Source organism: Epibacterium sp. MM17-32, assembly GCF_022348205.1.
Classification (GTDB): domain Bacteria; phylum Pseudomonadota; class Alphaproteobacteria; order Rhodobacterales; family Rhodobacteraceae; genus Epibacterium.
Map to the genome: position 1 here is coordinate 51,276 of NZ_JAKRFC010000016.1, position 15,938 is coordinate 67,213.

Annotated in this window: 15 protein-coding genes; 6 read left to right on the forward strand and 9 right to left on the reverse strand. The window is 63.1% G+C overall.

Annotated elements, in window-relative coordinates:
* Positions 1 to 8: 8 nt before the first annotated feature.
* The 7 genes from MHM88_RS19640 to MHM88_RS19670 all read right to left on the reverse strand — a co-directional run bounded on the left by MHM88_RS19640 (position 9) and on the right by MHM88_RS19670 (position 7,680).
* Positions 9 to 1,628: an FGGY-family carbohydrate kinase gene (locus MHM88_RS19640; RefSeq protein ID WP_239368435.1), complete on the reverse strand. Its 1,620-nt coding sequence runs from the start codon at positions 1,626 to 1,628 to the stop codon at positions 9 to 11.
* Positions 1,625 to 2,278, reverse strand: coding sequence for a nucleoside/nucleotide kinase family protein (locus tag MHM88_RS19645; protein ID WP_239368437.1), 654 nt, complete (start codon positions 2,276 to 2,278; stop codon positions 1,625 to 1,627). Before MHM88_RS19645 ends, MHM88_RS19640 begins: the two co-directional genes overlap by 4 nt.
* Positions 2,278 to 3,126 (reverse strand): sugar phosphate isomerase/epimerase family protein, encoded by an 849-nt coding sequence (locus MHM88_RS19650; RefSeq protein WP_370687517.1) that lies wholly within the window; start codon positions 3,124 to 3,126, stop codon positions 2,278 to 2,280. The genes MHM88_RS19645 and MHM88_RS19650 overlap by 1 nt, the downstream gene beginning before the upstream one ends.
* Complete coding sequence (locus tag MHM88_RS19655; RefSeq protein ID WP_239368441.1) at positions 3,126 to 4,136, reverse strand: ABC transporter permease; 1,011 nt, start codon at positions 4,134 to 4,136, stop codon at positions 3,126 to 3,128. The genes MHM88_RS19650 and MHM88_RS19655 overlap by 1 nt, the downstream gene beginning before the upstream one ends.
* Positions 4,133 to 5,125: an ABC transporter permease gene (locus MHM88_RS19660; RefSeq protein WP_239368443.1), complete on the reverse strand. Its 993-nt coding sequence runs from the start codon at positions 5,123 to 5,125 to the stop codon at positions 4,133 to 4,135. The genes MHM88_RS19655 and MHM88_RS19660 overlap by 4 nt, the downstream gene beginning before the upstream one ends.
* Complete coding sequence (locus tag MHM88_RS19665) at positions 5,118 to 6,623, reverse strand: sugar ABC transporter ATP-binding protein (protein ID WP_239368445.1); 1,506 nt, start codon at positions 6,621 to 6,623, stop codon at positions 5,118 to 5,120. The genes MHM88_RS19660 and MHM88_RS19665 overlap by 8 nt, the downstream gene beginning before the upstream one ends.
* Before the next feature lie 73 nt (positions 6,624 to 6,696).
* Complete coding sequence (locus MHM88_RS19670; RefSeq protein WP_239368447.1) at positions 6,697 to 7,680, reverse strand: substrate-binding domain-containing protein; 984 nt, start codon at positions 7,678 to 7,680, stop codon at positions 6,697 to 6,699.
* 238 nt (positions 7,681 to 7,918) lie between these two features.
* Between MHM88_RS19670 and MHM88_RS19675 the strand changes: the two genes are divergently transcribed.
* From MHM88_RS19675 to MHM88_RS19695, 5 genes are all read left to right on the forward strand, one after another.
* Complete coding sequence (locus MHM88_RS19675) at positions 7,919 to 8,977, forward strand: LacI family DNA-binding transcriptional regulator (RefSeq protein ID WP_239368449.1); 1,059 nt, start codon at positions 7,919 to 7,921, stop codon at positions 8,975 to 8,977.
* A gap of 36 nt (positions 8,978 to 9,013) precedes the next feature.
* Positions 9,014 to 9,328: a MazG-like family protein gene (locus tag MHM88_RS19680; RefSeq protein ID WP_239368451.1), complete on the forward strand. Its 315-nt coding sequence runs from the start codon at positions 9,014 to 9,016 to the stop codon at positions 9,326 to 9,328.
* Positions 9,329 to 9,541: 213 nt separating this feature from the next.
* A complete protein-coding gene (locus MHM88_RS19685; RefSeq protein ID WP_239368453.1) occupies positions 9,542 to 10,042 on the forward strand; it encodes a phosphatase PAP2 family protein in 501 nt (166 codons plus the stop codon).
* A 98-nt stretch (positions 10,043 to 10,140) separates the two neighbouring features.
* Positions 10,141 to 10,800 (forward strand): response regulator transcription factor, encoded by a 660-nt coding sequence (locus MHM88_RS19690; RefSeq protein WP_239368455.1) that lies wholly within the window; start codon positions 10,141 to 10,143, stop codon positions 10,798 to 10,800.
* Positions 10,800 to 12,128 (forward strand): HAMP domain-containing sensor histidine kinase, encoded by a 1,329-nt coding sequence (locus MHM88_RS19695; protein ID WP_239368457.1) that lies wholly within the window; start codon positions 10,800 to 10,802, stop codon positions 12,126 to 12,128. Before MHM88_RS19690 ends, MHM88_RS19695 begins: the two co-directional genes overlap by 1 nt.
* Before the next feature lie 66 nt (positions 12,129 to 12,194).
* Here MHM88_RS19695 and MHM88_RS19700 read toward each other — a convergent pair whose 3' ends face one another.
* Together MHM88_RS19700 and MHM88_RS19705 are read right to left on the reverse strand one after the other, a co-directional pair.
* Positions 12,195 to 13,418 (reverse strand): AGE family epimerase/isomerase, encoded by a 1,224-nt coding sequence (locus MHM88_RS19700; RefSeq protein WP_239368459.1) that lies wholly within the window; start codon positions 13,416 to 13,418, stop codon positions 12,195 to 12,197.
* Between the two features lie 30 nt (positions 13,419 to 13,448).
* Positions 13,449 to 14,477, reverse strand: coding sequence for a LacI family DNA-binding transcriptional regulator (locus tag MHM88_RS19705; RefSeq protein WP_239368461.1), 1,029 nt, complete (start codon positions 14,475 to 14,477; stop codon positions 13,449 to 13,451).
* A gap of 213 nt (positions 14,478 to 14,690) precedes the next feature.
* On the opposite strand from MHM88_RS19705, the gene MHM88_RS19710 reads away from it, so the two are divergent.
* Entirely contained in the window at positions 14,691 to 15,926 is a 1,236-nt protein-coding gene (locus MHM88_RS19710) for an ABC transporter substrate-binding protein (RefSeq protein ID WP_239325220.1), read from the forward strand.
* Positions 15,927 to 15,938: the final 12 nt, after the last annotated feature.

Sequence of the window (15,938 nt, forward strand, 5' to 3'; positions counted from 1 at the left end):
CGGCGGCGTCAGCTCTGCGGTGTCAGGTCTGCCGCCGTCGCTTGCAGCCTTGCAAAGGCATCATAGCGGCCTTGGTGAATCCGGACGCGCGCGGCATCGGGCAGCGCCCGCCGGGCCACCCGCGACATCTGCGGCATCGCATCTGCCAAAGCGCCATATCGTCCTGCCGCAACCGCCGCCAGCATGGCCGACCCCAGCAAGACCGGCTCTGCGCTCTCAGTGACATCCACCGGCAGCCCGGTTGCATCCGCCAGCACCTGACACGACAGCGGGTGCGTGCCCGCACCGCCCGACACCGACAGCGCGCTGACCTCCAGGCCCTGGGCGGACTGGGCGTCGAGGATCTGGCGCAGCCCGTAGGCCAACCCGCACAGCCCGGCGACATAAAGCGCAACAAGACTATCGACGCCTCGCTGCACCCCCAGCCCGGCCACAACGGCGCGGCGACCGGGATCGGCGAAGGGCGCCCGGTTCCCCAGGTATTCCGGCACCACATGCAGCCCGCGCGCCAGCGAGACCGCATCGCCGGGATGTGCCACCTTGCTCAGCGCCTCGTCGGCCAGCCAATGCGTCAGCCCCATGCCGCGCTCCGCCGCGCGTTGGGCGGCTTCGGCACTTGCAGGGTGCGAGGCTGTCAGCTGATCCAACGCCGCGCCCGCCGCCGACTGCCCCCCCTCATTGAGCCACAACCCCGGTACCATCGCGGACTGATAGGGCCCCCAGACCCCGGGCACGAAACATGCCGTCGCGCTGGAGGTCATGGTGCAGGACGAGGTCCCAAACACATAGGCCATGGTGTCCTGCGCGGCATTCGGCGTGCCACTGGCCCCGACAGTGCCCACCCCTCCTGCATGCGCATCGATCAAGCCGGCAGCGACCGCGACCCCCGGCCGCAGCCCCATCTCGAGCGCCGCCTCGGGCGTCAGACCGGTGCCCAGCGACGTGCCCGCGGGCACCACCTCGGTACCGATCCGGGCAAACCCCTGATCGGCCAGATCGCCAAGCCCGATGCTTTGGAAATAGGACGCGTCCCAACGGTTTTCATGTGCCAGATAGGTCCATTTGCAGGTCACGGTACAGATCGAACGGTCGGTTGCGCCGCTGGCTTTCCAGGTCAGGAAATCCGTGAGATCAAAGAAATGCGCCGCAGACACATAGACCTCCGGCAGGTTTTCGCGCAGCCAGAGCAGCTTGGGCGTCTGCATCTCTGGGGAAATGCGACCACCGACATAATCCAGCACGGCATGCCCGCCGGCATTGATCCGCTCCGCCTGGGCACGGGCGCGATGATCGGACCAGACGATAATGTCGCGCTCCGGATGACGGGGGTCACCGACCCCGGACACCGCCCCCTGCACCACCAGCGAACAGGTGGCGTCAAACCCGATGCCTGCGATCAGATCCGGATCGACCGCCGCTTCGGCCACGGCCGCGCGCACGCAGTCACAGACCGCTTGCCAGACCTGGGCGCTGGATTGTTCGAAATGCCCCGCATCAGAGCGATACATGTCGAGGTCGCGCTTCGCACTCCCGAACAAATGACCCTGGGCATCAAAAACACCCGCGCGGGCCGATCCCGTGCCCACATCCACGCCGACGAAATACTGCATCCTGTCGCCTTTGGTCATACGGTTTCCTCTTCCTCCTCCCGGAGCACCAGATCCGGTACCCCGCTCCGGGCGATCACCAGTCGCCCGTTGGGCAAGTCGTTTGCCTCCAGTTTCTGTTGGATCTGGATGTCGCTCAGCCGATAGCTCTGCCAGCGCTGCCGCAGTCTTGCCGCCAGCACAGGCTCTGGCACCTCGATCAGCACGGTTCTGTCAAAGAGGGCCTGCACCCGATCCCAAGGGGATTGGCGGAGAAGCAGGTAGTTGCCCTCCACGATCACCAGCCGGGCCCGTTGATCGATCAGACGCGCCGAACCGCGTGAAATTTCCAGATCGCGATCAAACACCGGCACGGCGACCCTGTCTTCGTGATCATCCCGAAGCCGCCGCAAGATCGCATGCAGACCGCCGACGTCGAACGTATCGGGTGCGCCCTTCCACGGCCGCCGCCCCATTGCTTCCAGAACGGCATCATCAAAATGGAACCCGTCCATCGGCAGCACAGCGCTTTCGCCGGGGCGCTGGGTCTCCAGCCACGCATGCAGCCTTGCCGCAGTGGTGCTCTTGCCAGAGCCCGGCGCCCCGGCAATCGCCAGAAACCGCCGTCCCGGTGTCGCCATCAGGGCGAGCGCCTCGGCACAGAGGCCCTGCATATCGACCACATGCGCCATCAGATCAGCCGGTATTGCGCAGCCTTGTTGCGCAGGAACGGCAGGCCCTTGGACATCACCTCGTCATGGTCCCGCGCCACCGGGCGCCAGACGGCCAGGCCAAACCCCACTTCGGGCGGCATGTTGATAAAGCTCTCCATCGCCAGCCCGCCTTTGAAGTCAATCGCTTTCAGGGTGGCAAAGACTTCGTCCCAGTCGCAGCATCCCTCTCCCGGGGTGCCACGATCACTTTCGGACAGGTGGATGTAGCGCAGATACTCCCGCGCATCGAGGATGCCGTTGGCGGCGCCTTTTTCCTCGATGTTCATGTGATAGGTGTCGAGGTGAATAAAGATGTTGTCCGAGCCCACCCGCTCGATCAGGTCGCGCGCCTGCCAGCCGGTATTGATCAGATGGTTCTCGTAGCGGTTCACCGGCTCGATGCCAAACAGCAGCCCGACCGATTTCGCATAAGCCGCCGAGGCCTCCAGCACGCGGGCGATGTTGTCGTATTCCCCTTCGGTCGGATAGGTGCCGGTACGCTGCCCGATCCCGCCAAACGTTACCCCGGACAGGGCCTCGGCGCCGCAGGCCTTGGTTTTATCGATCGCGAGTTTCAGATAGGTGATCGCGCCCTCCGGGTTGACCGATGCCCAGTATTGTTCTGGCAACCCGAGGGAACAAACCGCCCGCAGACCGCTGCGGTCCAGCAGACCCGCAGTATGGGCGGTGTCGACCTCTGCGGGGCGCAGCATCGGGATTTCGATGAAATCGACCCCATAGGCCTCTGCCCCCGCGACCGCACGCTCCGCGCCGTCGCGATCCCAATTCATTGTCCACATGCTGGTATGTACGCCAAACCCTTGCATTACTTATCCTTTCCGGAGAATACGTCGAATATTTGCCGCAGGCGGCCGGATCGCAGAACCATGACGGCGATCAGAAACAGGCCCCATACGGCCGTTGCGAGATGTTGATTGGCGCCGATCAGATTGAGGCCCGAAGACAGCACCTGAAGGATCACCAGCGCGATGATGACGGGGGCAACGCGGCCATGCCCGCCAAAGGGATCAATCCCGCCGAGGAAACAGGCCAGCACCGTAATCAGCAGCATGGCCTCACCGTGACCCACGCGCACCGAATTGAACCGCGCGGCCATCAGGATGCCCGCGATCGCGCATAGCACCCCGGACAGCGTGTAGATCAGCACCAGCGTGCGCTTGGCATTGAGGCCCGCATACTCCGCCGCCCGCATGTTGGAGCCGGTCATATAGACCGAAAACCCATGTGGCGTGCGGCGTAGCAACACATGCCATCCAAGCGCGATCAGGCCAAACAGGATCAGCGGCACGGGAATACCGATCAGAGAGCCATGACCCAGAACACGCATGTAGTCGGGAAAGCCGGATATGTCGCCGCCGCGGGTCAGGAACTCGCCCAGCCCCCGCAGAAAGATCATCATCGCAAGCGACACAAGGATCGGATGCGCGCCCACATAGGCGACCACCGCCCCCATTGCAGCGCCCGCCAGCGCTCCGACCAGCAAGGCCAGCGCGCCCCCGAGTATAAAGGCCCCGATGCCCGCTTCGGCCCCGCCGAACTGCATGATGGTCCACGCCAGCGTCAGCCCGCAGATATTCGCGGTAAACACAATGGCGAGGTTCAGGCCTCCCGACAGGATCGGTGCCAACATCGCCAGGGTCAGCAGACCAAGCAATGGCATCTGAAATCCCATCGACCCCAGGTTTGCGCCGCTCAGGAACCGCGGCGAGGCCAGTGAGAAGAGCAACACCAGCAGGCCCAGCAGAGCCAACAACCCGAGGTTTTCTCCATTCGGCCCGGTTTTGATCCGGGACAGGCGTGACAACAGCGCGGTCATGAGCGGGCCTCCTTGCGACGTGGCCGCAGCGACAGATCGATATTGGATGTTGAAATGGCGATCAGGATGGCGGCGCCGATAATCATCTGGAAGGCAAAGGGCGACACCCCGAGCAAGTTCAGCCCGTTTTGCGTGATGGCGACAAACATGACGCCGAGGATGCAGCCCAAAATGGTCCCCTTGCCGCCGCCCAGCCGGGCACCCCCCAGAACAACCGCAGCCAGGACCTCCAACTCGCGGCCATACAGTGCATTGGGCACCACCTCCTTTACGATATTGACCTGACAGAGACCGGCAATACCCGCCATCAACCCCATCCAGCCAAAGGCGACCCCCTGCATCACGGCGATATTAACGCCGGCACGGCGCGCACCTTCGGGATTGTCGCCGAATGCATAAAGCTGGCGGCCAATATTGCTGCGCTGGATCAGTGCCCAGGTGGCGATCACGCAGCCGATCATCACTGCGACCGACAGTGTCAGCTCCGACCAGATGCCTTGCGCGTTTTCATGCTCGAAGATGAAGATGCGCGCGGTCCACCAATCGGGCAGATCGTAGATGTTGCGCCCGCCGCTGAAGAACATCAGCAGACCGAAAAAGGCGTTGAATGTGGCGATTGTCACCACGATCGAGATGATGCGGAAACCGTGGATCAGCCACGCATTGAGCAGCCCAAGCAGGATGCCGAGTGAGCCGCAAAACAGGAACCCCAGCAACCAGTTGCCTCCGCCGACACTGATCAGGAGCTTGGCGGCGATGTACTGCACCACCGACGAGGCCACCGCAAAAGAGATATCAATCCCGCCTGCAATCAGAACAACCAGCAGCCCAACCGCCCAGATCAGGTTCACTGCACTGTTGTTCAGGAGCGAGGTCAGGTTGGGCAAGGTGGCAAATTGCGGCGCGGCCACGGCCAACGCGATACAGATGAGCGCCAGCACCACGGCCAGCCGAAACTCGATCTTATAGGGGCGTAAGAGATCACGCATAGATCCGCTCCTCAAGTTGGGGGACAGTGATGTCACGCGGGTCATAGGTCTGGCGAATGCGGCCATCCGCCATGTGCAGGATGCGGTCGGAATGATACATGACCTCGGTGACCTCATCCGAGATCAACAGGATCGCCAGCCCCTCTTCCGCCAAGGTGCGAACGATGCGGAAAATGCCCGCACGCGCGCCGACATCGACCCCCACGGTGGGGCTGTCGAGGATCAACAGGCGCGGTTCCGTGGCCAGCCATTTGGCCAGCACCACCTTCTGCTGATTGCCGCCGGACAGGGTCGAGATCGCATCCTCGGGCGCGCCAATCTTGACGCCGAGTTCGCGGATCCAGTGCCCGACCGTCGCCGCTTTGTCACGATCCGAGATCAGTCCGGTTGCCGTGGTCAGTTTTTGCAAAATCGAAATCACCGTGTTGTCGGCAATTGATTGTTTCTGAAGAAGACCGAGCGAGAGGCGATCTTCGGAAACATACGCCAGCCCGCGCCTGATTGCGTCGCGGATGCTACCGGGCTGGTATGATGCTCCTTCCAGCCGCATCTCTCCCGTATCGGCGGGGCGCAGCCCCATCATCACATGGGCCAGCTCGGTTCGCCCGGCGCCGATCAGCCCGGTCAGCCCCAGGACCTCGCCCGCACGAATGTCAAAAGACACATCGGCAAATTCACCCTGACGCGACAGGCCCTTGGCCTCGAACACGACATCTGCGTCAGGCAGATCCCGCGCGACCACCTCGTGTTCGATCAGATGCCCGGTCATCAGTTCCCCCAATCGGGCCTGCGTCATCCCTTCGGTCGGGTACACTCCGACCAGATTGCCATCCCGGACCACCGTGACCCGTTCTGCAATATCGAGCACCTCTGCCAAACGGTGACTGACAAACACAATGGCGACCCCGGCAGCGGAGAGTTTGCGCACAATGTCCAGCAAGCGGTCGGTTTCGGATTGGGTCAAAGACGCTGTTGGTTCATCCATGAAAATGAGCCGCGCGTCGTTCATCAACGCCCGCGCAATCGCCACCACCTGCCGCTGCGCAATCGGCAGATCGTTGAGCGGCGCGGCCAGATCCATGTTGACCCCTAGGCGGGACAGAACCTCGCCGGATCTTTCGACCATTTCGCGATAGCGCACCGACCGGGGTTGCAGGCCAACCAGATCGTCAAAGGCGATGTTTTCCGCCACGCTCATATGTGGAAACAGCGCGAGATCCTGCCAGATCACCGACACGCCGCGTTGACGGGCCTGCACCGGCGTGATCCGTTCAACAGCCTCACCGAAGAGTTCGATCAATCCTGCCTGTTCAGGCTGGTGCACCCCTGTTACCACTTTGATAAGGGTCGATTTTCCGCAGCCGTTCTCGCCCGCGAGACAATGCACCTCGCCCGCGCGCACTTCGAAATCGACCTGTTTCAACGCCTGCACCCCGCCAAAGGACTTGGAGACCTTGTGCAAGCGCAGCGCAAATTGTTCTGCCGGAGCAGGTGTCATGGATCACCTCTGTTTGCTGGGCAGATGAAGGCAAGGCCGCGCCTGTGCCCTCATCCGCCGGATGGTCAGGCGCTCAGAGCCCTTTTTCGGCCAGATCGTCCACCGTCTCGGCGTTGATCTCCAAGAGGTTGTCGGTGATGATATCGCGGCCTTCGACATCGGGTTCGACCACGCCGAGACCCGGAATATCGGTGCCGGACTCGATCTTTTCGCCCTCCACCAGCATCTCGCCGAGAGTGACAAAAACCTCGCCTGCCTGTGCCGGGTTCCACATGTAGCCGCCGGTCAGCACGCCCGAGTGGATCATCTTACGCCCCTGCCCCGGCGAGAACGGACCCATGACCTGGATTTCACCGGTCTTGCGGCGTTCCTCCACCGCGCGGCCCGCGCCGATCGGCCCCTGGCTGCCAAAGGCAAGAAAGCCCTTGAGGTCCGGGTTTGCGGCAATCAGGTCAAGCGCGGTCGACCGGCTGTCATCGACATTCTCCGCGACGCCATAGCGATCCCCCACGATCTTGATGTCAGGACGGTTTTCCTCCATCCACGCAATTGCCGCATCAGCCCATGCATTGTGCAAAGGCACCGTCAGCGACCCCACATAGACCGCATAGCTGCCGCCCTCTTCGGTCTTGTCGGACAGCAGCTTGGCATGCGCCTCGCCAAAACCCTCGGCCGAGGCGAGTTCGAAATTCCAGTCGACATTCTCAAGCCCCGGCCCTTCGTGCGAGATCACGATGATGCCGGCATCGCGCGCCTTCTTGAGCACGGGCTCCAATGCGGCCTCGTCATTCGGGACCACGCCAATCACGTCGACACCTTTTGCGATCAGATCCTCGATCGCCTGCACCTGAAGGGCGGGATCTGCCGAAACCGGGCCGATCATTTCCGCATCGACGCCCAATTCGGCGGCGCGGCGTTCAATCCCGTCTTCCATGGCGTTGAACCACGGAATGCCGCCGATCTTGACGACGATCCCCATGGATGTTTCGGCAACCGCAGTGGTCGCCATTCCAACGGTCAACGCCAATGCGCTGACCAGTCCGGTCATTGTTTTCATGTCTTCCTCCCTTGCACGGACCACGCCCGTGCCGCTGTTGATGCAGCACCTGTTACAGGTTGCACAACCGATTGCGCATCGAGTGCTTAAAAAAGCCACGCGCCTCCCCGGCGGTCGTGGCAAACAGCGATTCCTGGCTGCACAATCGATGTTGCAAAGTAACACGCAAACAGGACAAACTGTCAACGGCTATTCACATCCGATAGTCAGCCGCGCATTTGTCGCCTATGTCATGGTCATGACGGACACGCAGAAAAAGACGATCTACGATATCGCCAAACGCGCGGGCGCCTCACCCTCCACGGTCAGCGCCGCGTTGAATGGCACGTGGAAGAAACGTCGCATCGCACAGGCAACGGCCGAACGCATTATCGCGATCGCCCGGGAACACGGCTATTCCGCGAACCTTCAGGCCCGCGCCCTGCGCACGTCGCGCTCCGGTCTGGTGGCGCTCTTGATGCCGGAGTACAACCGGTTCTTCTCAAACATTGCCCAGACCTTCTCGCGCGAGGTGCGGGCCCGCAATCAGTGCCCCGTGATCATCTCCACCGAACGCGATCCCGAGGAAGAACGCTCCACCGTTGCCGACCTCACCTCCTGGTCGATCGATGCGATCTTCTTTGTCGGCTCCGTCGCCCCGGATGATCTGAGCCGCCAATGCCGGGCCGCGGCCATTCCCCATGTGTTTGTCGACCAGCCCTGCGACATCGCCCCTTCGGTGGTCACGGACAGCCGCACCGGGGCGCGCATCCTGACGCGCGAGATCATCGCCTCGATGGCCGCACGTGGCACGACGTTGGGCCCCGGTCCGCGGGATACGATCTATTTTCTCGGCGGCGATCAGACCCTGCCTTCGACCAAGAACCGGGTCGCGGGCTTTAGCGAAGAAATGTACGCACAGGTCGGTCGGGTCGCGCCTGACCAGATCCTGGCCTCGACTTACGATCTGGATGCCGCGACCCGCAGCATCACCGAGCTTTACACCCGCCTTGGCGGTTTGCCGGCGGGATTGTTCATCAATTCCGACTCGGTGTTCGAGGGCGCGCTCCGGTTTCTGGCGACCCTGCCCGAACACGAGCTGTCGGCCTGCGCCTTTGGCTGTTTCGACTACGAACCGTTTGGCCAGTTGCTGCGCTTTCCGGTCCATATGATGCGGCAGCGGCACAAGATGCTGGTACAGCGCGCCTTTGCCCTGCTCGAGGCGGACAGCCCGCCGGTAATCGAACAAGTACAGCCGGAGCTCTATCGCGCCCGACCCTCCGCCATGCCGGACCTGCCGCTGATCGAGCCGCTCTAGGCAAAGGGCGCGCCCTCCCCGCACAGGAGACCCAAGATGACATCATCGCAAGACAAAGTGAGCCAGTTTATTGCCGACGCCGGGCTACACTGCCCCGCCGCACATCGGCTGCTGGATATGCAAAGCGAGCTTGGCGAAGTCTGCAAGGAGATCCTCAAGGCAACCGACTATGGCGCGCATCCGATGGCGGCCACCGATGCGCTGCGCGACGAGCTGGGGGATCTTCTGTTCAGCCTTCTTGCCTTTGCCGCAGAGAATGACATCGATGCGGACGCGGCTCTGGACCGGGCGCTGGCAAAGTACCGGGACCGCCTGCAACGCCGGGGTTCGGTAGGGTCGGGTGGCGCCTGACATCGCGTCGCAGAACGCCTGCCCCCTGCCGCGCCCACCCGCAGCTGTACTTTATTGGCAGGCTGACCCACCCCCGTAAGCGCGCCGTAAGCTTCACACGACACAGATGCGCAGATCGACAACAGACATCAGGGTCTCACGATGCGCATATTCCAATGGGGGCCAATGGCGGCCCGACGTGCCACACACATCATCGCTTGGGCAGCGCGATACATGACGCAGATTCTCCTGGTCCTCCTCCTCATGTGCGTGGTGACCGGACGCGGCACCAACGAAAGAGTCGGAGACAGTCTCCAGGTGACGCTGCCGATGGCGGCGCTGATATGCACTGTGGCCCGTGGGCGCGGCCCCGAATACCTCGGCCGCTTCGTGCTGCTGACCTTTGGCATTCAAACCCCGAAACATCTGCTCGGCAGTCATAGTATCAACCGGCGCCCCAATGGTGGCCTGAAAGGCATGCCCTCCGGGCACACCGCCGCCGCCGCATTCGGCGCGACGGGATTGCTGCAAACCTGCCTCAACAGCAGCCGGGTGGGACAGGTGGCCGCGGTGCTGTCCGCAGGATATGTCGCCGGCAGCCGGATCGAAGCCGAAAAACACACGCTGTGGCAAAGCGTTGCCGGTGGACTTTGGGGAATTCTCGCCCAGACCTTGACCTGGTCGGGCCTGACGCGGACATGGAGACGTCTGCGCCGCAGACGGGCTTTGACCTGAGCTGACGCGCCAAGGTGTCCGTGTGGTACGCGTAAACGCGGGCCGTGCGGGCCGGAGCGCCGTCACATACCGCTTTGACCTATCCGCGAGGAAACCGCATGCGCATTTTGCTTGTTGAGGATGAAACCGATCTGGCACAGGCGGTAACGGATCACTTCCGCCAGGCCGCCCATGCGGTGGACCATGTGACCTGTGTCGCGGATGCTATGGCTGCGGTACGCAGCGTGTCCTATGCGCTGATCGTTCTGGACTTGCGCCTTCCGGACGGAAACGGGTTGCAACTTCTGCGGCATATTCGGGATCACAGGGACTCTACACCGGTCCTGATCGCCTCTGCCCATGATCGCATTTCCGACCGGATCGAGGGCCTCGAAGCCGGCGCAGATGACTACGTGATAAAACCCTATGATCTCCATGAGGTGCTCGCGCGGATCAATGCCATCCTCAGACGGCAGGACGACGATTACGCGCCGGAACGTATCTTTGGCCAATTGCGGATCCTTCCCCAAGCACGGCGCGTCCTGTTGGGGGATCGGGTTATTTCGCTCACCAACCGGGAATGGGCGATCCTGGACCGGTTGAGCCGCACCCCGCAGATCGCGGTGGCAAAATCTGACCTGGAAGACACGCTCTATGAATTTGGCCGGGAGATCGAAAGCAACGCGATCGAAGCCCACATAAGCCGCCTTCGGGCCAAGCTCGGCCATGGGGCGATCACCACGCAGCGCGGGTTTGGCTATCGCATGGGAGAGACGTAATGCGTGGAATGAGCCTGTGGCGCCGCGTCGCCCTGACCACCAGCCTCGGTTTCCTGGTCATCTGGCTTCTGGCGATCCTCATGGCGGCGTTTGTCATCACTAGGGAACAGAAACAGTTCAGCGACATGCGGCTGCGCGAGATCGCCGAAACGCTGCATCCAGTCCTGACCCGCCTACCCGCATCCGCCCCCGCGGCAGGGGCAACACCAACGCGATCAGACGCGCGATCACTCAGGCAACCGCGATATGCCTTGTTCGACCCCCAGGGACGCATGCTGTTGCACAGCGCAGGGAACGTCCCGGATGCTCAGGACCTGAACCCCTTGCAGCCGGGTTTTCAAGTCACCGACAGCCACGTCTATTATGTGACCACCCCCGATGCCGCCGGCAAGATCGTGGCCTTCGGCGACAGCAGACAGGACCGCACCAGGGTATTGCGCCGGGGCTTCATCGCCTTTGCTCTGCCCATGCTGGCGCTTTTGCCTCTGGTTTATCTGTCGGCGGGGTGGATCGCCCGCGCCTCGCTGTCTCCGGTTGACCGCCTGCGGGGGGACCTTGGCAGGCGAAACGAAAAGCACCTCGACCCGATCGACGTCAGCGCGCAACCCAAAGAGCTTCGCGGGATCACCAATGCCGTCAACAGTCTGATGCAGAAGCTGCAAGAGGCTGTGGAGCGGGAACGGGCCTTTGCCACCAATGCGGCACATGAGTTGCGCACCCCGGTCGCGATCGCCCTTGCCCAGGCGCAGCAGTTGCAGGGCCCGGCCTCGGACGAAGTCCGCCCCGGCCTGCAACGGATCGAAACCGCCCTTCAGCGTATGGGCAAGCTGGTCACGCGACTGTTGCAACTCGCCAGAGCCGATCAGACACAAACCCCGCGACGAACCGATGTGTGCCGGTTGATCCCACATGTCCTCGACGGGGCGGTTCCCGATGCGAACCTCCGATCTCGGATTGACGTAACCCTGCCACCGTGCCCGGTCTGGGCCTTCATCGATCCGGATTCCTTTGCCATCCTTGCAAGCGTGCTGATCGACAATGCGCTCAGACATTCGCCTGATGCCTCGCGTATCTGCATCGAAGTGGACGCGGCGGCGCGGGTCATCGTCCGGAATGAGTGCAGCCCCATGACCGATGCGGAGCTCGCCAGCCTCAAAACGCGCTACCAGACATCCAAAGGGCATCGGGGTGGGTTTGGGATCGGCCTGCATATTGCGGAGACGATTGCGCGACAGGCAGGTGGACATCTGACGCTGCGCGCCCCCCAGCCAGGGCGATCCTCCGGTTTCGAGGCGCGCTATGATCTTCCCGCAGGACCACAGCTGTGAAGCCACCACAGATCCGGTGCCAATAGAGCCTTCCACCTGAGAACGCGTGGCCGGGCTCCTCCGGATTCAGCAGGCCAGAACACCCGCCAGTTCGCGATAGTGACCCGCCACCGACGGGGCCAGCGGGAACAACGCCGCCTGAACCGAATGGTAGATATCCGGCTTGCCCTGAAACTGCCGACTGACAGCGACGCCAGCGTCGTCCACCTCCGGCACCCAGCCGCCGCGGGTGCTGTCAATAAACAGGCGTTCGGCACAGTTCCAGAGGCGGCTGTACCAGCGCCCGTCCTGCGCCTGCGGTTCAACCTTCAACAAGGCCGCAACCACCCCGATCGCTTCGGTCACCGGCCACCAGTAGCGATCCCGGATCGCCGGCTTGCCGTCGAAATCCAGCGTGTAGACAAACCCGCCGCGCTCCGCGTCCCAGGCATCCTCCAGCGCGCGATAGGCCAGCGTCCGCGCGGTGGCGATCCGCGTCTCCTCCGACGCCGGACACAGTGCATCATAGTGCAGCAGCAACCGGGCCAGTTCAAAGGAATGCCCCGGCGTCGTCCCTGCGGGCCGAAACATCGGATTGCCGCTATAGCTCCGATCCACCTGCCAGTCCTCGGTATAATGTTCGGGCAGGCGCCAGCCTTCCACCGGGGCGATGCGTCCGATCAGAAAATCGAGAATGCGCCCGGCGCGCTCCAGATAGCGGGCCCGCCCGGTCGCCTCATACGCCGCCAGCAGCGCCTCGACCCCGTGCATATTGGCATTGAGGCCGCGATAGCTGGAGAACGGCGTCCAGTCGCGATTCCACTCGTCAACAAACAGCCCGCGCGCCTCGTCCCAGAACCGGGAATCGAGGATGTCATCGATCTGCGCCAGCAGCGCCGGCGCGCCCGGATGTGCAACCGCCAATGCGCTGGAGGCCGCCAGCAGCACGAAGACATGCCCGTAGGCCAGCTTGCGCCCGTCCTGCACATCCTGCCCCGACAGCGCCCAGAGAAATCCGCCATGCTCGCGATCCAGGTGGTGGCTTTGCAAATACGCCATGCCGTGATCGATCACCGCCTCGCACCCCGGGTGGCCGGCAATCTGCCCCAGGGCATAGGAATGGATCAACCGCGTGGTGCTGTGCAGCTCCTGCACCGGAGAGGGCAGCGCCGCGCCGTCGATGCCAAGCGTGAAGAACCCGCCCGCCGGGTTCACGCTGGCCTTGAAGAAATCAAACTGACGCCGCGCATCCGCACTCAGAAACGCCCGGTGATCGGGGCTGCGTATCCAGTCATCTGGGGCTGTGGACATGGGGTGTGACCTTTGTTGTTGTGCCGCGGCTCAGCGGTCCGGGCCGGAGGCAACCGGCGCGCTGATCGGTTGCAGATATTGCAGGGCCTCCGGCGCTTCGCCCGCAATCCGGCGCAGCAGCAGCTGCGCCATCTGGACACCCGCCTCGGGCAGATCTTCAAAAATGCTGTCGACCCGGGGGCGCACCAGATCAAACAGGCCCGTGGTCTGCTTGACCACCAGCCGGACGTCGCGATCCGGCACCAGGCCGATGTCCTGCACCGCCGCCAGCGCCGCCAGCCCCGATACTTCACCGGGCAGGATCAGGCCCTCCGGCGCGTCCGGGGCGCGATACCGGGCCTCCACCGCGGCCCGCACCTGTTCCGGCGTGCTGTCGAGATCAGCGCCCTGAAAGATTTCGTGCCGCACACCGCTTTCGCGCACCGCGGTCATAAAACCATGCAGCAGGTGCTGGCGGAAACTCAGGTTCGGCGGCGGCAGCAGGATCGACAGGCTACGCGCCCCGCGCGCGATCAACCGCCGCGCCGCCTCATAGGCAAAGCCATAATTATCGTAGTCGACATAGGGATGCGCCGTCGCCAGCTCGGTGCGCCCGTGCGAGACAAAGGGAAACCCCGCCTCTGCCAGAAACCGCACCCGCGCATCATCGGGTTCGGTCCGCGAAAACAGCACCCCATCCGACAGCCGGTTGCGCACGATCCGGCGCAGGGTGTCCTCGCCCGCAGCATCCGCGTCAAAGTCCGGCATCACCACCAGATGGAAGGACGATCCCTCCAGCCCCCGGGTGATCCCGCGGATCAGCGAGGTGCCAAAACCGAAGATCTCCTCATGCGGCGGCAGGATCAGGTTGATGACCTGGGTGCGCCCGGTGCGCAGGCGCTGCGCTGCACGGTCCGGCGAATACCCCATCTCGGTCGCCAGCGCCTGCACCATGCGGCGCGTGTCCTCGGCGATCTTGGGGTCATTGGCCAGCGCCCGCGACACCGCGCCAACGGAAATGCCCGCCCGGTCGGCGATCATCTTCTGTGTTGGCTTCTGATCTGACGTGCGATTCGGCACCGGCTGGGTCCTTATGTGGATGAGAGAATGGTAATTTATAACGTTTTCACAAGCAACGCAAATGGCAGGTCATCCCAGATACGTTCCTTATCCCATTGATTTATCGCCACTACATTCTGATCCGACACAGGATAATCAAAAATTCACGATTGACTCACAGACAGATTTAAAACGTTATAAACGCAAAGCATAGATCTCAGGGAGGAGAAAACCATGCTGAAGAACCTCTATTCGGGTGTTGCGGGCCTGGCCCTTGTGGCCTCTGTCGCGGCGGCAGAGGACGTCGAAGTGCTGCACTGGTGGACCGCCGGTGGCGAAGCGGCGGCGCTCAACGTGCTGAAGGACGATTTGCAGGGCCAGGGCATCGGCTGGGTCGACATGCCGGTTGCGGGCGGCGGCGGCGAGGCGGCGATGACCACGCTGCGCGCAAGGGTCACCGCCGGGGACGCGCCCACCGCGGTGCAGATGCTCGGCTTTGACATCAAGGACTGGGCCGCCGAGGACGTTCTGGGCAACCTCAACGAAGTGGCCGAGGCCGAAGGCTGGGACAAGGTGGTGCCCGAGGCGTTGCAGTATTTCTCCAAGGACGATGGCAACTGGATCGCCGCGCCGGTGAACGTGCATTCCACCAACTGGGTCTGGATCAGCAAATCGGCGCTGGACGCCACCGGCCTCGACGCGCCCCAAAGCTGGGAGGAGCTGATCGCCGTGCTCGATGCGATGAAGGCGAACGGCATCACCCCGCTGGCCCATGGCGGCCAGGCCTGGCAGGACGCCACTATCTTTGACGCGGTGGTGCTGAGCCTGGGCGATGACTTCTACACCGCCTCGATGATCGACCTCGACCCCGATGCGCTTGGGGGCGACACGATGGTCGAGGCCTTCGAGCGCATGGCCAAACTGCGCAGCTACGTCGATGACAATTTCTCCGGGCGGGACTGGAACCTGGCCTCCTCCATGGTGATCAATGGCGAGGCGGGCATGCAGATGATGGGGGATTGGGCCAAGGGCGAGTTCCTGCGCGCCGACATGACCCCGGGCGAGGATTTTGTCTGCATCCGCTTTCCCGGCACCCAGGGCGCGGTCACCTTCAACTCCGACCAGTTCGTGATGTTCGACGTGGCCGACGGCGACGCCGCACAGCTGGCGATGGCCAAGGCGGTGATGGATCCGGCGTTCCAATCCGCCTTCAACGTGGTCAAGGGCTCGGTGCCGGCGCGCACCGACGTGCCCAATGATGCCTTCGACGGCTGCGGCAAGAAAGGCATGGCGGATCTGGCCGAAGCGGGCAGCAACGGACGTCTGTTCGGCTCCATGGCGCATGGCCATTCGGTGCCGGCCTCGGTGAAAAACGCGATCTACGACGTGGTGACCGCACATTTCAACGGCGAATATGACGCCGCCACCGCCGCCGAGGAACTGGTGAACGCGGTCGAATTCGCCCAGTAGCCGCAGAGATCT

Excerpts from the sequence above, each read along its gene's own strand:
- MHM88_RS19710 (WP_239325220.1), top strand. The coding sequence starts at position 14,691 with ATGCTGAAGAACCTCTATTCGGGTGTTGCGGGCCTGGCCCTTGTGGCC.
- MHM88_RS19690 (WP_239368455.1), top strand. The coding sequence starts at position 10,141 with ATGCGCATTTTGCTTGTTGAGGATGAAACCGATCTGGCACAGGCGGTA.
- MHM88_RS19650 (WP_370687517.1), bottom strand. The coding sequence starts at position 3,126 with ATGCAAGGGTTTGGCGTACATACCAGCATGTGGACAATGAATTGGGAT.
- MHM88_RS19700 (WP_239368459.1), bottom strand. The coding sequence starts at position 13,418 with ATGTCCACAGCCCCAGATGACTGGATACGCAGCCCCGATCACCGGGCG.
- MHM88_RS19655 (WP_239368441.1), bottom strand. The coding sequence starts at position 4,136 with ATGACCGCGCTGTTGTCACGCCTGTCCCGGATCAAAACCGGGCCGAAT.
- MHM88_RS19685 (WP_239368453.1), top strand. The coding sequence starts at position 9,542 with ATGACGCAGATTCTCCTGGTCCTCCTCCTCATGTGCGTGGTGACCGGA.
- MHM88_RS19640 (WP_239368435.1), bottom strand. The coding sequence starts at position 1,628 with ATGACCAAAGGCGACAGGATGCAGTATTTCGTCGGCGTGGATGTGGGC.
- MHM88_RS19675 (WP_239368449.1), top strand. The coding sequence starts at position 7,919 with ATGACGGACACGCAGAAAAAGACGATCTACGATATCGCCAAACGCGCG.
- MHM88_RS19670 (WP_239368447.1), bottom strand. The coding sequence starts at position 7,680 with ATGAAAACAATGACCGGACTGGTCAGCGCATTGGCGTTGACCGTTGGA.
- MHM88_RS19695 (WP_239368457.1), top strand. The coding sequence starts at position 10,800 with ATGCGTGGAATGAGCCTGTGGCGCCGCGTCGCCCTGACCACCAGCCTC.
- MHM88_RS19680 (WP_239368451.1), top strand. The coding sequence starts at position 9,014 with ATGACATCATCGCAAGACAAAGTGAGCCAGTTTATTGCCGACGCCGGG.
- MHM88_RS19665 (WP_239368445.1), bottom strand. The coding sequence starts at position 6,623 with ATGACACCTGCTCCGGCAGAACAATTTGCGCTGCGCTTGCACAAGGTC.
- MHM88_RS19645 (WP_239368437.1), bottom strand. The coding sequence starts at position 2,278 with ATGGCGCATGTGGTCGATATGCAGGGCCTCTGTGCCGAGGCGCTCGCC.
- MHM88_RS19660 (WP_239368443.1), bottom strand. The coding sequence starts at position 5,125 with ATGCGTGATCTCTTACGCCCCTATAAGATCGAGTTTCGGCTGGCCGTG.